At 71.7% G+C, this 14,441-nt stretch carries 12 protein-coding genes and 1 pseudogene; 11 read left to right on the top strand and 2 right to left on the bottom strand.

Features of this window, described 5'->3' with window-relative positions:
- The first annotated feature begins 1 nt into the window (after window position 1).
- The 4 genes from ABZ128_RS31030 (at window position 2) to ABZ128_RS31015 (ending at window position 3,103) form a co-directional block, all read left to right on the top strand.
- Entirely contained in the window at window positions 2-721 is a 720-nt protein-coding gene (locus ABZ128_RS31030; protein ID WP_356852647.1) for a YggS family pyridoxal phosphate-dependent enzyme, read from the top strand.
- Between the two features lie 152 nt (window positions 722-873).
- Window positions 874-1,482: a cell division protein SepF gene (gene sepF, locus ABZ128_RS31025; protein WP_356852646.1), complete on the top strand. Its 609-nt coding sequence runs from the start codon at window positions 874-876 to the stop codon at window positions 1,480-1,482.
- A gap of 60 nt (window positions 1,483-1,542) precedes the next feature.
- Complete coding sequence (locus tag ABZ128_RS31020; protein WP_356852644.1) at window positions 1,543-1,839, top strand: YggT family protein; 297 nt, start codon at window positions 1,543-1,545, stop codon at window positions 1,837-1,839.
- A gap of 82 nt (window positions 1,840-1,921) precedes the next feature.
- Window positions 1,922-3,103, top strand: a complete 1,182-nt coding sequence (locus ABZ128_RS31015) for a DivIVA domain-containing protein (protein WP_356852642.1) — start codon at window positions 1,922-1,924, stop codon at window positions 3,101-3,103.
- A gap of 292 nt (window positions 3,104-3,395) precedes the next feature.
- On the opposite strand, the gene ileS is transcribed toward ABZ128_RS31015, so the two are convergent.
- Complete coding sequence (gene ileS, locus ABZ128_RS31010) at window positions 3,396-6,542, bottom strand: isoleucine--tRNA ligase (RefSeq protein WP_356852641.1); 3,147 nt, start codon at window positions 6,540-6,542, stop codon at window positions 3,396-3,398.
- Between the two features lie 543 nt (window positions 6,543-7,085).
- Between ileS and ABZ128_RS31005 the strand changes: the two genes are divergently transcribed.
- The 5 genes from ABZ128_RS31005 to ABZ128_RS30985 all read left to right on the top strand — a co-directional run bounded on the left by ABZ128_RS31005 (window position 7,086) and on the right by ABZ128_RS30985 (window position 12,595).
- A complete protein-coding gene (locus ABZ128_RS31005; RefSeq protein ID WP_356852639.1) occupies window positions 7,086-8,717 on the top strand; it encodes a TraR/DksA family transcriptional regulator in 1,632 nt (543 codons plus the stop codon).
- 163 nt (window positions 8,718-8,880) lie between these two features.
- Window positions 8,881-9,423 (top strand): signal peptidase II, encoded by a 543-nt coding sequence (gene lspA, locus ABZ128_RS31000; protein WP_356852695.1) that lies wholly within the window; start codon window positions 8,881-8,883, stop codon window positions 9,421-9,423.
- Between the two features lie 75 nt (window positions 9,424-9,498).
- A complete protein-coding gene (locus ABZ128_RS30995) occupies window positions 9,499-10,440 on the top strand; it encodes an RluA family pseudouridine synthase (RefSeq protein ID WP_356852637.1) in 942 nt (313 codons plus the stop codon).
- Window positions 10,437-10,922, top strand: coding sequence for a GNAT family N-acetyltransferase (locus tag ABZ128_RS30990; protein ID WP_356852635.1), 486 nt, complete (start codon window positions 10,437-10,439; stop codon window positions 10,920-10,922). Before ABZ128_RS30995 ends, ABZ128_RS30990 begins: the two co-directional genes overlap by 4 nt.
- Before the next feature lie 80 nt (window positions 10,923-11,002).
- On the top strand, window positions 11,003-12,595 hold the full coding sequence (locus ABZ128_RS30985; RefSeq protein WP_356852633.1) for a Na+/H+ antiporter: 1,593 nt from the start codon (window positions 11,003-11,005) through the stop codon (window positions 12,593-12,595).
- 48 nt (window positions 12,596-12,643) lie between these two features.
- Here ABZ128_RS30985 and ABZ128_RS30980 read toward each other — a convergent pair whose 3' ends face one another.
- Window positions 12,644-13,717, bottom strand: coding sequence for a mechanosensitive ion channel domain-containing protein (locus ABZ128_RS30980; RefSeq protein ID WP_356852631.1), 1,074 nt, complete (start codon window positions 13,715-13,717; stop codon window positions 12,644-12,646).
- A 50-nt stretch (window positions 13,718-13,767) separates the two neighbouring features.
- On the opposite strand from ABZ128_RS30980, the gene ABZ128_RS30975 reads away from it, so the two are divergent.
- Both ABZ128_RS30975 and ABZ128_RS30970 read left to right on the top strand, forming a co-directional pair.
- Entirely contained in the window at window positions 13,768-14,337 is a 570-nt protein-coding gene (locus ABZ128_RS30975) for a dienelactone hydrolase family protein (RefSeq protein WP_356852630.1), read from the top strand.
- Between the two features lie 10 nt (window positions 14,338-14,347).
- Window positions 14,348-14,441, top strand: a pseudogene (locus ABZ128_RS30970) (acyltransferase); the annotation flags it as partial.

The raw sequence follows: 14,441 nt of genomic DNA, 5'->3' as shown, positions 1-14,441 counted from the left end.
AATGACGGATCGTAAGTCGGAGCTCGCGCAGAACCTGGCGCGGGTGGAGGAACGCATCGCGTCCGCCTGCGCCGCCGCGGGGCGCGGGCGGGACGAGGTGCAGCTCATCGTGGTCACCAAGACCTATCCGGCGAGCGACGTACGACTGCTGGCGGACCTGGGGGTCCGCCATGTTGCGGAGAATCGGGACCAGGATGCGGCCCCCAAGGCCGCGGCCTGCGCGGATCTGCCGCTCACCTGGCACTTCGTCGGCCAGTTGCAGACGAACAAAGTCCGTTCCGTGGCCGGATACGCGCATGTGGTGCAGTCCGTCGACCGGCCCCGGCTCGTCACCGCCCTCTCGGCGGCGGCGGTGCAGCAGGAGCGGGAACTGGGCTGCCTCGTGCAGATCGCCCTCGACGCCGAGTCGGGGGAGCGCGGGACCCGGGGCGGAGCCGCCCCCGAGCAGCTCGCCGGACTCGCTGACCTCGTGGCCGGGGCGCCCGGACTGCGGATCGACGGCGTGATGACCGTCGCACCGCTGGCCGGACCGTACGCGGGTCGCGAACAGGCCGCTTTCGAGCGGTTGATGGAATTGTCATCCAGCCTGCGCGAGGCTCATCCGGCTGCCACGATGGTGTCGGCCGGGATGAGCGCAGACCTGGAACAGGCCGTTGCGGCCGGTGCGACACATGTACGCGTCGGCACTGCGGTACTCGGCGCGAGACCCCGGCTCGGGTAACGTCGCGAAGAAAAGTCGGACCACAGCAGAAAATATGGTCATTCCCGCTGATGGGCGGACAGACCACGTGGATCGCGGGCAGTTGGTGACTTTGGTGACACAGCGACACACCTGCGACAGGGCGATCCACCACAGAGCGGAGGACTCAGAGAATGGCCGGCGCGATGCGCAAGATGGCGGTCTACCTCGGCCTCGTGGAGGACGACCGGTACGACAACCCGGGGTACGACCCCGATGACGAGTTCGAACCCGAGCCGGAGCCGGAGCGGGACCGCCGGAGCCGCCAGCCCGTACACCAAACGCCCGTAACGGACGAACCGGTGCGAGTCGCCCAGCCTCCCGCGCAACGGGATCCCATCCCCTTGCCCGTGGAAAACGGACGTCCCGCGCGAATTGCCCCCGTGGCATCCATCACACCCGAACGCTCGAACCTGGAGAAGAACGCCCCCGTGATCATGCCCAAGGTCGTCTCCGAGCGGGAGCCGTACCGCATCACGACGCTGCACCCCCGGACCTACAACGAGGCCCGTACCATCGGGGAACACTTCCGTGAGGGCACTCCGGTGATCATGAATCTCACGGAGATGGACGACACGGATGCGAAGCGTCTCGTCGACTTCGCCGCCGGCCTCGTCTTCGGCCTGCACGGCAGCATTGAACGCGTGACACAGAAGGTGTTCCTGCTGTCGCCTGCTAACGTCGATGTCACGGCGGAGGACAAGGCCCGCATCGCGGAGGGCGGGTTCTTCAACCAAAGCTAGACCGATCCGTCAGACGGGGGACCGGGAAATGAGCGAGAGCAGGGGAGAGGGAAGCGCGGGATGGGCGTCGCACTAGAGGTGGTCTACATCGCTCTGATGTGCTTCCTTATCGTGCTGATCTTCCGGCTGGTCATGGACTACGTCTTTCAGTTCGCACGTTCATGGACACCCGGCAAGGCGATGGTGGTCGTACTGGAGGCCACCTACACTGTGACCGATCCACCGCTGAAGCTTCTCCGGCGCTTCATCCCGCCGTTGCGTCTCGGGGGCGTGGCACTCGACCTGTCCTTCTTCGTTCTGATGATCATCGTTTACATCCTCATCAGTTTCGTGAGCACCGCTGCGAGAAGCGTGTGAACGATGAGCTTCTCCGCGCGCGCGGGGACAGTCCCGATACGGTCTTGCCGACTGCCGACGACTACGTAGAGGTGAAGAAGACATGCCGCTGACTCCCGAGGACGTGCGGAACAAGCAGTTCACGACCGTCCGCCTCCGAGAAGGCTATGACGAGGACGAGGTCGATGCCTTCCTCGACGAGGTCGAGTCCGAACTGACGCGCCTGCTGCGCGAGAACGAGGACCTGCGCGCCAAGCTGGCCGCCGCCACGCGTGCCGCCGCGCAGAACCAGCAGCAGCAGGGCATGCGCAAGCCCGAGCCCCAGGACCAGCGCGGCCCCGGCGCCCCCGTGCCCGCGGCCATATCCGGCCCGCCGGTGCAGCAGGGCCCGCCGCAGATGGGTCCGCCCCAGCTGCCGGGCGGCCAGCCGCAGCTGCCGGCCGGCCCCGGCGGACACGGACCGCAGGGTCCGGGCCCGATGGGCGGCCCCATGCACACCATGGGCGGCCAGCAGCAGATGGGCCAGCAGTCCATGGGCGGCCAGAACCCGCTCGGACAGCAGATGCAGCCCATGGGCCAGCAGATGCAGCAGATGGGCCCGGGCCAGCAGATGCAGCCCATGGGTCAGCCGATGCACCAGCAGCAGCCGCAGCTCCCGCAGCAGGGCCCCGGTGGCGACAGCGCCGCACGCGTCCTGTCGCTGGCGCAGCAGACCGCCGACCAGGCGATCGCGGAGGCCCGCTCCGAGGCCAACAAGATCGTCGGCGAGGCCCGCAGCCGCGCCGAGGGCCTGGAGCGGGACGCCCGCGCCAAGGCCGACGCGCTGGAGCGGGACGCGCAGGAGAAGCACCGCGTCGCCATGGGGTCGCTGGAGTCCGCCCGCGCCACGCTGGAGCGCAAGGTCGAGGACCTGCGGGGCTTCGAGCGTGAGTACCGCACGCGTCTGAAGTCCTACCTGGAGTCGCAGCTGCGCCAGCTGGAGACCCAGGCGGACGACTCGCTGGCCCCGCCGCGCAACCCGGCCGGTCCCGCGCTGCCGGCGTCGCCGTCGCCCTCGATGGCTCCGGCCGGTGCGATGGGTCACTCCATGGGCGGCCCGTCCCCGATGGGCGGTCCGTCGCCCATGGGCGGTCCCTCCCCGATGGGCGGACCCTCGTACGGTGGTCAGCAGCAGATGTCTCCCGCGATGACCCAGCCGATGGCTCCGGTGCGGCCGGCCGCGCCGCAGCCGATGCAGGCGCCGTCGCCGATGCGGGGCTTCCTGATCGACGAGGACGACAACTAGGCCGCGCCTCGCCTCACGGCGGTCGGCAGCAGTCACGGGCCGGGCCCGGTTCCCCTTCGGGGGCACCGGGCCCGGCCCGTTTGCGTACGGCGTACGGCGGGTGCGGGTGCCGCTGCGCGGGCCTCTCCCCGCCCCGCCCCTTCCCGAAACCGGGGCTCCGCCCCGGCCGCGTTCCCGGGGGCTCCGCCCCCGGACCCCCGCGCCTCAAACGCCGGCGTGGCTGGGCGGCGGAAGCGAGAACAGCTGTGGCCCGGACCCCGTGGAGCGGGGCCGGGCCACAGGGGCGGAGGGGCTACGCCTTGCGGAGGCGGAAGGTCAGGCCCAGGGACTCGTCCGTGAACGGGTCACCGTACGTGGAGTCCGCGTCGCCCGACGCGAAGTCCGTGGCCAGGACCTCGTCCGCGATCAGCGCCGCGTGGTCCGTCAGGGCCGTCACGACCTCCGGGTCCGACGAGGACCACCGCAGGGCGATGCGGTCCGCGACGTCCAGCCCGGAGTTCTTCCGCGCCTCCTGGATCAGCCGGATCGCGTCACGGGCCAGGCCCGCCAGCCGCAGCTCCGGAGTGATCTCCAGGTCCAGGGCGACCGTGGCGCCCGAGTCCGAGGCCACGGACCAGCCCTCGCGCGGGGTCTCCGTGATGATGACCTCCTCCGGGGTGAGGGTGACCTCCTCCCCGTTCACCGGGACCACCGCGGTGCCGGCCCGCAGCGCCAGCGACAGCGCCGCCGCGTCGGCCGCGGCCACCGCCTTCGCCACGTCCTGCACGCCCTTGCCGAAGCGCTTGCCCAGCGCCCGGAAGTTGGCCTTGGCCGTGGTGTCCACCAGGGACCCGCCCACCTCGGACAGCGAGGCCAGCGAGGACACGTTCAGCTCCTCGGTGATCTGCGCCTGGAGCTCCGCCGACAGGGCGTCGAAACCGGCCGCGCCGACCAGGGCCCGCGACAGCGGCTGGCGGGTCTTGACCCCGGACTCCGCACGCGTGGCCCGGCCCAGCTCGACCAGGCGGCGCACCAGCTGCATCTGCTGGGACAGCACCGGGTCGACCGCGGACGCGTCCGGCTCCGGCCAGGACGAGAGGTGCACCGACTCGGGGGCGTCCGGCGTGACCGGGACGATCATGTCCTGCCAGACCCGCTCCGTGATGAAGGGGGTCAGCGGCGCCATCAGGCGGGTGACCGTCTCGACCACCTCGTGCAGCGTCCGCAGCGCGGCCGCGTCGCCCTGCCAGAAGCGGCGGCGCGAGCGGCGGACGTACCAGTTGGACAGGTCGTCCACGAAGGAGGACAGGAGCTTGCCGGCGCGCTGGGTGTCGTACGACTCCATCGCCTCGGTGACCTCGGCGGTCAGCGCGTGCAGCTCCGAGAGCAGCCAGCGGTCCAGCACGGTGCGCTCGGCCGGGGCCGGGTCGGCGGCGGACGGCGCCCAGTTCGACGTGCGGGCGTACAGCGCCTGGAAGGCGACCGTGTTCCAGTACGTGAGGAGGGTCTTGCGGACGACCTCCTGGATCGTGCCGTGGCCGACGCGCCGCGCCGCCCACGGGGAGCCGCCGGCGGCCATGAACCAGCGGACCGCGTCCGCGCCGTGCTGGTCCATGAGCGGGATCGGCTGGAGGATGTTGCCCAGGTGCTTGGACATCTTGCGGCCGTCCTCGGCGAGGATGTGGCCCAGGCAGACCACGTTCTCGTACGAGGACTTGTCGAACACCAGCGTGCCGACGGCCATCAGCGTGTAGAACCAGCCGCGGGTCTGGTCGATCGCCTCCGAGATGAACTGCGCCGGGTAGCGCTTCTCGAAGATCTCCTTGTTCTTGTACGGGTAGCCCCACTGCGCGAACGGCATCGACCCCGAGTCGTACCAGGCGTCGATGACCTCCGGCACGCGCACGGCGGTCAGGGAGCAGCCCTCGTGCGTGCAGGTGAAGGTGACGTCGTCGATGTAGGGGCGGTGCGGGTCCAGGGCGGACTGGTCGGTGCCGGACAGCTCGGTCAGCTCCGCGCGCGAGCCGACGCAGGTGAGGTGGTCCTCCTCGCAGCGCCAGATCGGCAGCGGGGTGCCCCAGTAGCGGTTGCGGGACAGCGCCCAGTCGATGTTGTTGTTCAGCCAGTCGCCGAAGCGGCCCTGCTTGACCGACTCCGGGAACCAGTTCGTCTTCTCGTTCTCCCGCAGCATCGCGTCCTTGACGGCGGTGGTGCGGATGTACCAGGACGGCTGCGCGTAGTAGAGCAGGGCGGTGTGGCAGCGCCAGCAGTGCGGGTAGCTGTGCTCGTAGGCGATGTGCTTGAAGAGCAGGCCGCGCGCGTCGAGGTCGGCGGTCAGCTTCTCGTCGGCCTTCTTGAAGAAGACGCCGCCGACGAGCGGGACCTCCTCCTCGAAGGTGCCGTCGGGACGGACCGGGTTCACGACCGGCAGGCCGTACGCACGGCAGACCGCGAGGTCGTCGGCGCCGAAGGCGGGGGACTGGTGGACCAGACCGGTGCCGTCCTCGGTCGTGACGTACTCGGCGTTCACGACGTAGTGGGCGGGGGCGGGGAAGTCGACCAGCTCGAAGGGGCGCTGGTAGGTCCAGCGCTCCATCTCCTTGCCGGTGAAGGACTCGCCGGTGGCCTCCCAGCCCTCGCCGAGGGCCTTCTCCAGCAGCGGCTGGGCGACGACCAGCTTCTCCTCGCCGTTGGTGGCCACGACGTAGGTGACGTCCGGGTGGGCGGCGACGGCGGTGTTCGAGACCAGGGTCCAGGGGGTCGTCGTCCAGACGAGCAGGGCGGCCTGGCCGGCGAGCGGACCGGAGGTCAGCGGGAAGCGGACGTAGACGGAGGGGTCGACGACCGTCTCGTAGCCCTGGGCCAGCTCGTGGTCGGACAGGCCGGTGCCGCAGCGGGGGCACCAGGGGGCGACGCGGTGGTCCTGGACCAGCAGGCCCTTGTTGAAGATCTCCTTCAGCGACCACCAGACGGACTCGACGTACTCGGGGTCCATGGTCCGGTACGCGTCGTCCAGGTCGACCCAGTAGCCCATCCGGGTCGTGAGCTCGGTGAACGCGTCGGTGTGGCGGGTGACGGACTCGCGGCACTTGGCGTTGAACTCGGCGATGCCGTACGCCTCGATGTCCTGCTTGCCGTTGAAGCCGAGCTCCTTCTCGACGGCGAGCTCGACGGGCAGGCCGTGGCAGTCCCAGCCGGCCTTGCGGGCGACGTGGTAGCCGCGCATGGTCCGGAAGCGGGGGAAGACGTCCTTGAAGACGCGGGCCTCGATGTGGTGGGCGCCGGGCATGCCGTTCGCGGTGGGCGGGCCCTCGTAGAAGACCCACTCGGGGCGGCCCTCGGACTGCTCCAGCGTCTTCGCGAAGGTCTTGCTCTCGCGCCAGAAGTCGAGGACGGCGTGCTCAAGGGCAGGCAGGTCGACCTGGGCGGGTACCGGGCGGTACTGCGGCGGTGTGGTCATGAGGCTGAACTCTTCCTCCGGCGGGGTGTCACTTCCGTCCGGAGGGACGAGAGCCGTCTGCTGCTCCCGCGGTACCACCCTCCTTGGCCGCCGGACAGCGCCGGTGGCCCCCTCATTGGGGTGCGAAGCCGGTTCTACTGGCCGTCGTGACGGCTTTCTTCCGGCGGCTCCGGGGTGATCCTTCACATCGCGCTCGCCCCCGGGCTCTCACCGTCCCCGGGTCGCTCCTGGCTGCGTCCGACGCTACTCGTCCCCATCCATGCCTTTCGCTGGGCCCAGTGTACGGGGCGGGGGCGAGCTCGGCAGACCGGTTTACGGCGGGCGGGGGAGGCGGGGACGGGGCGGCGGTATGGCCCGAATGCTCTGATATGTCGCTCTTGGCGCTGGTGTGACGGGAGTGGCGGATTACCGGGCTCTCCGCTGGGCACAACGGATGCAGGTTGGCCTCGCCGGATGCGTGCCCCGTTGCCGCGGGGCTGGAGCCGATTTATCGTTCCGGCACGATTCGCGAGCAAGATCACAGTATGTGAAGGGGCCGCGGCCATGGTGGCGAACAAGACCGCCGGGAGTACCGCCCACGGCGCTGCCGCCGTGGGGAAGAAGGGCCCGGGGAAGAACTCCGTCCCGGTGAGGAAGGCCAAGGACTCCGTCCCGGTGAAGAAGGCGGCGGCCGAGGACTCCGTCCGGGCGAAGGAGGCGACGGCCCGGCCCGCGAAGAAGGCGGCGGCCGAGAAGGCGGGGCCCGCCGGGAAGGAAGCGGTCACGAAGGCGCCTGCGAAGAAGTCGGTGATCGCGACGACGGCGGAGAAGAAGGCCGCGGGCAAGGAGGCGGTGGCCGCCAAGAAGGCTGCGCCCGCGAAGAAGGTGTCGGCCGGGAAGGCTGCGGTCAAGCCGGTGTCTGCGAAGAAGGCCGCGGCCGGCGATGCCGTGGCCGGCAAGAAGGCGTCCGGCAAGCAGGCTGCGGCTGCGAAGGAGGTGCCCCGCAAAAAGGCGGCGCCCGCGGTGAAGGCGTCGGCCGGCAAGGCTGCGGCCGAGCCGGCGGTGGCCGCGGAGAAGGCCACGGCCGGGCACGGCGCGGCCGACGGTGCCGCGGCCGGCAAGAAGGCGCCGGGCGGGAAGGCTGCGCCCGGTACGAAGGCGTCCGGCAAGCAGGCTGCGGCTGCGAAGGAGGTGCCCCGCAAAAAGGCGGCGCCCGCGGAGAAGGCTTCGGCCGGGCGCGGCGCGGCCGGCGATGCCGTGGCCGCCAAGAAGGCTGCGCCCGGGAAGAAGGCGTCCGTCGGCAAGGCTGCGGCCGAGCCGGCGGTGGCCGCCGAGAGGGCCACGGGCGGGCAGGGCGCGGCCGGCAAGAGGGCTGCGGCCGGGAAGGCTCCGCCCGGGAAGAAGGCGTCCGCCAGGAAGGCTGCGGCCGAGGTGGCGGTGTCCGCCGAGACGGCGGCGGGCGAGAAGGCGTCCGTACAGGACGAGGCGGGCAGGAAGGCGCCCGCCAAGGAGACGGCGGCCAGGAAGGCGCCCGTGGAGACAGCCGCCGCCCGGTCGGCGGCTGGCCGGAAGACGACCGCGAAGTCGGGGGACGCCAAGGAGGCGGCCGCCGTCGAGACGTCGACCGCGAAGGAGGCCACGGCCAAGGCGGCCGGGGCCGAGGGGGCGGCGCAGGCCGCGCAACAGACGGGAGCCCGGAAAGTGGTTGCCAAGAAGAGCACCGGCACGGCCAGGAAGACGGCTGCGGCCGCCACCAGCGGGCTGCCGAAGGCGCGGGTCACCGCGGTGGCCACCGAGCCCGGCGAGCTCGCCGTACGGCCCGGTGAGGATCCGTGGACCCCTGAGGAGGTCGCGGAGGCCCGTACCGAGCTGAGTCAGGAGGTACTGCGGCTGCGCAACGAGCTGGAGGCCTCCGAGCTGGCGATCTCGGGGCTGATGCGGGACTCGGGCGACGGCGCCGGGGACGACCAGGCCGACACCGGCACCAAGAACATCACCCGCGAGTCCGAGCTGGCCCTCGCCGCGAACGCCCGCGAAATGCTGGAACAGACGGAACGCGCCCTGGAGCGCCTGGCGACCGGCACGTACGGGCTCTGCGAGAACTGCGGGCAGCCCATCGGCAAGGCCAGGATGCAGGCCTTCCCCCGGGCCACCCTCTGCGTCGACTGCAAGCAGAAGCAGGAGCGCCGGCACTAGCCGCCGGGAGGGCAGGTCGCGGACCGGGCCGGGCGGCGGTCCGCGGGGGCCCTGACGTACTCTCGTGTCTCGTCAGGGTCCAGGAGCCTGGCAGGCGGTGCCGTTGCCGCCGGAAACCTGGTTCGAGCTAGTTCGAGGGACTCACGTGACAGAGGCGGAGCGCATCATCGGTACGCCGGAGGTCGGGGACGACGCCCAGCCCGAGTCCGCCGGGCCCACGGGCCGTCGGCGGATCGTGGCGCTGCTCGTGGTGGCGGTGCTCGCCTACCTGCTCGACCTCGGCAGCAAGATGCTGGTCGTCGCGAGGCTGGAGCACCAGCCGCCGATCCGGATCATCGGCGATCTGCTCAAGTTCGAGGCGATCCGCAACCCGGGCGCGGCCTTCGGCTTCGGCGAGGCCTTCACGATCATCTTCACCTGCATCGCGGCCACCGTGATCGTGGTGATCGTCCGCCTCGCCAGGAAGCTCTACAGCCTGCCCTGGGCCATCGCGCTCGGCCTGCTGCTCGGTGGCGCGCTCGGCAACCTGACCGACCGGATCTTCCGGTCGCCCGGGGTGTTCCGGGGAGCCGTCGTCGACTTCATCGCGCCCGCCCACTTCGCCGTGTTCAACCTCGCGGACTCGGCGATCGTGTGCGGCGGCATCCTGATCGTCCTGCTGTCGTTCCGGGGCCTGGACCCGGACGGCACCGTCCACAAGGACTGACCCGGCGGCCGGTTCCCGGCCGGCCGACGGCCGATCGCGGGAAGGCCCCGCAGCGGAGTCCGGCATACTCGACGGGTGAGTACGATTCCCGAGATCCGCACCCTGCCCGTTCCCGATGGCCTCGAAGGCGAGCGCGTCGACGCCGCCATCGCCCGCATGTTCGGATTTTCCCGGACGAAGGCGGCCGAGCTCGCGGCCGCGGGGAAGGTGTCGGTCGACGGCAGCGTCGTCGGGAAGTCCGAGCGGGTGCACGGCGGCGCCTGGCTCGAAGTCGAGATGCCCGCCCCGCCGCGCGCGGTCGAGGTCGTCGCCGAGCCGGTGCCGGGCATGGAGATCATCCACGACGACGACGACGTCGTGGTCATCATGAAGCCGGTCGGCGTCGCCGCCCACCCGAGCCCGGGCTGGACCGGCACCACCGTCATCGGCGGGCTCGCCGCCGCCGGCTACCGGATCTCCACCTCCGGTGCCGCCGAGCGCCAGGGCATCGTGCACCGCCTCGACGTCGGCACGTCGGGCCTGATGGCCGTCGCGAAGTCCGAGCGCGCGTACACCTCGCTGAAGAACCAGTTCCGCGAGCGCGTCGTGGACAAGCGCTACCACGCCCTGGTGCAGGGCCACCCCGACCCGATGAGCGGCACGATCGACGCGCCGATCGGGCGGCACCCCAGCGCGGACTACAAGTGGGCCGTGACGCAGGACGGCAAGCCGTCGGTCACCCACTACGACCTGATCGAGGCGTTCCGCGCCGCGTCCCTGCTGGACATCAAGCTGGAGACGGGGCGTACGCACCAGATCCGCGTGCACATGTCCGCGCACCGCCACCCCTGCGTCGGCGACCTGACCTACGGCGCCGACCCGACCGTCGCGAAGCGGCTGGGCCTGACCCGGCAGTGGCTGCACGCGGTGCGGCTCGGCTTCGAGCACCCGGCGGACGGCCAGTGGGTGGAGTTCGAGAGCAGCTACCCGGCGGACCTCCAGCACGCGCTGGACGTGATCCGGGCCGAGAGCGAGTGAGCCCCGCCGCCGCAGGCCGTCCCCGCTTCGAGACCCGCGTCGCCACCTCCCGGGAGGACCGGGAGCTCTGCTTCGCGGTGCGGCGGGAGGTGTTCGTGGTCGAGCAGTCCGTGCCGGAGTCGATCGAGTACGACGCGTACGACGCGGACGCGGTGCACGTGCTGGCCGTCGGGCCGGACGGGGAGCCGCTCGGCGCCGGCCGGCTGCTGCACGGCAGCGTGGCCCTGGCCAAGACCGGGGCCGAGGGCGTCGGCGCGCTCGGCCGGCTGGCCGTGCTCAAGTCCGCCCGCGGGCTGGGCGTCGGCGTGGCCCTGGTACGGGCGATCGAGGCGGAGGCGGCCCGGCTGGGCCTGACCGCGGTCGACCTGGGCGCGCAGACGCACGCCCTGGGCTTCTACGAGCGGCTCGGCTACGTGGCCTACGGCCCGGAGTTCGAAGAGGCCGGCATCCCCCACCGCTCCATGCGCCGCACCCTGCCGTAGCCGCCGGGGGCGGGTCGCGTCGGCGCCGACACGCCTTCCCCCCTCACCGGCCGGGCGCAGCGGACTGGCAGGGTGGAGGAGTGGATCAGCTTGCCCTGTTGTTCGTGCTGCTGCTCGGCGCCGTGGTCACCGTTCCGCTCGGGGACCGGCTCCGGCTGCCCGCGCCCGTGCTGATGACCCTCGGCGGGGTGGCGCTCGCGCTGCTGCCGGTCGTGCCGAACGTCGACATCCCGCCCGAGTACATCCTGCCGCTGGTGCTGCCGCCGCTGCTGTACGCCTCGGCGCAGCGCACCTCCTGGCGGCAGTTCGCCGCCAACGTCCGGCCGATCTTCCTGCTGGCCGTCGCCCTCGTGTTCGTCACGACCGCGGCCGTCGCCGCCGTGGCGCACGCCGTCGTGCCCGGTCTGCCGCTCGCCGCCGCCGTCGCCCTCGGGGCGCTCGTGGCACCGCCCGACCCCGTCGCGGCCACCGCGGTCGCCGGATCGCTCGGACTGCCCCGCCGGATGGTCTCCATCCTGGAGGGCGAGGGCCTGTTCAACGACGTCACCGCCATCGTGCTCTACCACGTGGCCATCGCCGCCGCCGTCAGCGGCAGCTTCTCCTGGCCCGACGCGCTCGGGGACTTCGTCCTCTCGGCGGTCGTCGCGGTGGCCGTCGGCCTGGGCCTGGGGTGGGCCGCCAATGCGCTGATGGGGCGGCTCGACGACGCCACGCTGCAGATCGGGCTGACCCTGCTGGTGCCGTTCGTGGCGTACGTGCTGGCCGAGGAGTTCCATGGCTCGGGGGTGCTGGCCGTGCTGACGACGGCCCTGTTCCTCGCGGAGTACGCGACCGACGCCGACGACGTCCTGGGGCGGCTGGCCGGCCACACCTTCTGGGAGGTCGTCGACACGCTGGTCACGGGCGTGGCGTTCGGGCTGATCGGGCTGGAACTGCACCACGTGTTCGGGGTCGCGCGCGGCCGGGAGTGGGAGATGGCCGGCTGGGCGGCGGTGGTCACCGCGGTGGTGGTCGGCGTGCGGCTGCTCTGGCTGATCCCGGCCGGCTGGCTGGCCAAGCGGCTGCACAAGCGGCGCGACTACGACGAGGAGATCCCGCTGAGCTGGCGGGAGAGCGTGGTCATGTGGTGGGCCGGGATGCGCGGGGTGGCCTCGGTGGCGCTGGCGCTGGCGATCCCGCTGAAGGTGGAGGGCGGGGCGCCGTTCCCGGCGCGCGACCAGATCGTCTTCATCGCCTTCGCCGTGATCATGGTGACGCTGGTGTGCCAGGGGCTCACGCTGCCGGCGCTGGTGCGCCGGCTGGGGGTGGAGCCCGACGTCGACGCGGAGCGGGAGACGGAGCGGCAGCTGGCGATCCGCGCGGCGCAGGCCGCGAAGCGGCGCCTGAAGGAGATCGAGGTCGCGGAGGACCTGCCGCCGGACCTGGTGGAGCAGCTGTACCGGCGGGCGTACGACGTGGGCGCCCGCATCAGCCCGGAGATGGTGGACGAGGAACGCCGGGAGGCGTACGCGAAGCGGGTGGAGCGGATCCGGGAGGTCCAGCGGATCCAGCGGGAGATGATGTCGGCGGCCCGGCACGAGGTGCTGGCCGCCCGGAGCGAGCCGGGAGCGGACCCGGAGATCGTGGACCGGGTGCTGCGCCACCTGGACGTCCGCAGCCTGCGCGGGGCGTAGCGGTACCCGTACCCTGCCGGGCGGCGCGGGCCGCCCGGCAGGGACGCCTCACCAGTCGGCGGGGCCGGAGCGCCGGGGCCGGGGGGACGGGAGCGCGGGGGAGGTGGCGATCCGGGGCAGGGCGTACGGATGGTGGTCCACCAGCCAGTTCAGCAGGCGTTCGCGGACCTCGCAGCGGACCGTCCACACGTCGGAGGCGTCCTTCGCCGTCACGACCGCTCGGACCTGGATCGTGTGCGGGGTGGTGTCGGTGACCGCCAGGCCGCCGGCCCGGCCGTCCCATTCCGGGATCTCCTTCAGGATGCGCTGGAACTGCTCCCGCATCAGGTCCAGGGGCGCGCTGTGGTCCAGGTGCCAGAAGACCGTTCCCGTCATCTGGGCGCCGCCGCGGGACCAGTTTTCGTACGGCTTTCCTGTGAAATACGACACAGGCATTGTGATCCGGCGCTCGTCCCAGGTGAGGACCACCAGGAAGGTCAGGGTGATGTCCTCGACGGTGCCCCACTCGCCGTCGACGACCACGGTGTCGCCGATGCGCACGGTGTCGCCGAAGGCGATCTGCAGTCCGGCGAAGAGATTGCCCAGCGAGGACTGGGCGGCGATGCCCGCCACGATGCCGAGCACGCCGGCCGAGGCCAGCATCGAGGTACCGACCGTGCGCATCTGCGGGAAGGTGAGCAGCATGGCGGCGACCGCGACCACCACGACCACCGCCGTGACCACCCGCTGGATCAGCGTGACCTGGGTGCGCACCCGGCGCACCCGGTCGTCGTTGGAGCTCCCGGCGGCGTAGCGGGCGTACGAGGAGTCGACTATCGCCGTCGCGATGCGCACCAGCAGCCAGGCCGCCGAGGCGATCAGGACGAGCGTCAGCACCCGGCCCACCGCGAACGCGTGCTCCGGCAGGATCCGGGCCTCGCGGTACGAGCCTCTCAGGAGTGTCGTGCACAGGACCACCTGGAAGGGCAGGCGGCAGTGGCGCAGCTGCCCCCACAGCGGGGTCTCGTGGTGCCGGGCATCGGCGCGGCGCAGCAGCACGTCGAGCAGCCACCCCAGGAAGAGGGTGACCAGGAGGGAGCCGCCGATGACGGCGGTCGGGCGCAGAAAGGTCTCTGTGTCCATGCACTTCAACGTAACCGGAAGCCGCCTGCGAAAACTGGCACGATGGTGGGATGAACATCATGCTCTTCCATTCGACGTACGGGCTGCGGCCCGCGGTGCACGCGGCGGCCGACCGGCTGCGCGCGGCCGGGCACCAGGTGCAGGTGCCGGACCTCTTCGAGGGACGCACCTTCGACACCGTCGAGGAGGGCATGGCGCACCGGGACGAGATCGGCCGCGACGAACTGCTCAGGCGTGCGGTGCTGGCCTCCGCCCCGTACTCGGACCAGGGCCTGGTCTACGCGGGCTTCTCCTTCGGCGGTTCCGTCGCCCAGCACCTGGCCCTGGCCGACGAGAAGGCGCGCGGGCTGCTGCTCCTGCACGGGACGGCGGACCTCGACGAGGACGCCGCGGTGGACGAACTGCCGGTCCAGCTGCACGTCGCGGACCCCGACCCGTTCGAGCCGCACGACTGGCTGACCGCCTGGTACCTGCGGATGCAGCGGGCGGGCGCCGACGTGGAGGTGCACCGCTACCCGGGTGCCGGGCACCTGTTCACCGACCCGGACCTGGACGACTACGACGCGCAGGCCGCGGAGCAGGCCTGGAAGGCGGCGCTCGCCTTCCTCGACAGCCTGTAACCGCCCGCCCGGGATCCCCGACCTCGACGACGCCTACTGGACCCTGTTCGCCGAGCTGAAGTTCTACGCGCTCTTCGCGCTCGTCGTCGCCCGGGGCGTGACGT

Source organism: Streptomyces sp. NPDC006326, assembly GCF_040612915.1.
In the GTDB taxonomy this organism is placed as follows: domain Bacteria; phylum Actinomycetota; class Actinomycetes; order Streptomycetales; family Streptomycetaceae; genus Streptomyces.
The sequence above is the reverse complement of the archived record's forward strand: the minus strand, read 5'-3'. Positions and strand labels throughout refer to the sequence as shown.

What these genes read in the sequence shown, in the direction of transcription:
- ABZ128_RS31030 (WP_356852647.1), top strand. Translation starts at nt 2, where the DNA reads ATGACGGATCGTAAGTCGGAGCTCGCGCAGAACCTGGCGCGGGTGGAG.
- sepF (WP_356852646.1), top strand. Translation starts at nt 874, where the DNA reads ATGGCCGGCGCGATGCGCAAGATGGCGGTCTACCTCGGCCTCGTGGAG.
- ABZ128_RS31020 (WP_356852644.1), top strand. Translation starts at nt 1,543, where the DNA reads ATGGGCGTCGCACTAGAGGTGGTCTACATCGCTCTGATGTGCTTCCTT.
- ABZ128_RS31015 (WP_356852642.1), top strand. Translation starts at nt 1,922, where the DNA reads ATGCCGCTGACTCCCGAGGACGTGCGGAACAAGCAGTTCACGACCGTC.
- ileS (WP_356852641.1), bottom strand. Translation starts at nt 6,542, where the DNA reads ATGACCACACCGCCGCAGTACCGCCCGGTACCCGCCCAGGTCGACCTG.
- ABZ128_RS31005 (WP_356852639.1), top strand. Translation starts at nt 7,086, where the DNA reads ATGGTGGCGAACAAGACCGCCGGGAGTACCGCCCACGGCGCTGCCGCC.
- ABZ128_RS30980 (WP_356852631.1), bottom strand. Translation starts at nt 13,717, where the DNA reads ATGGACACAGAGACCTTTCTGCGCCCGACCGCCGTCATCGGCGGCTCC.
- ABZ128_RS30975 (WP_356852630.1), top strand. Translation starts at nt 13,768, where the DNA reads ATGAACATCATGCTCTTCCATTCGACGTACGGGCTGCGGCCCGCGGTG.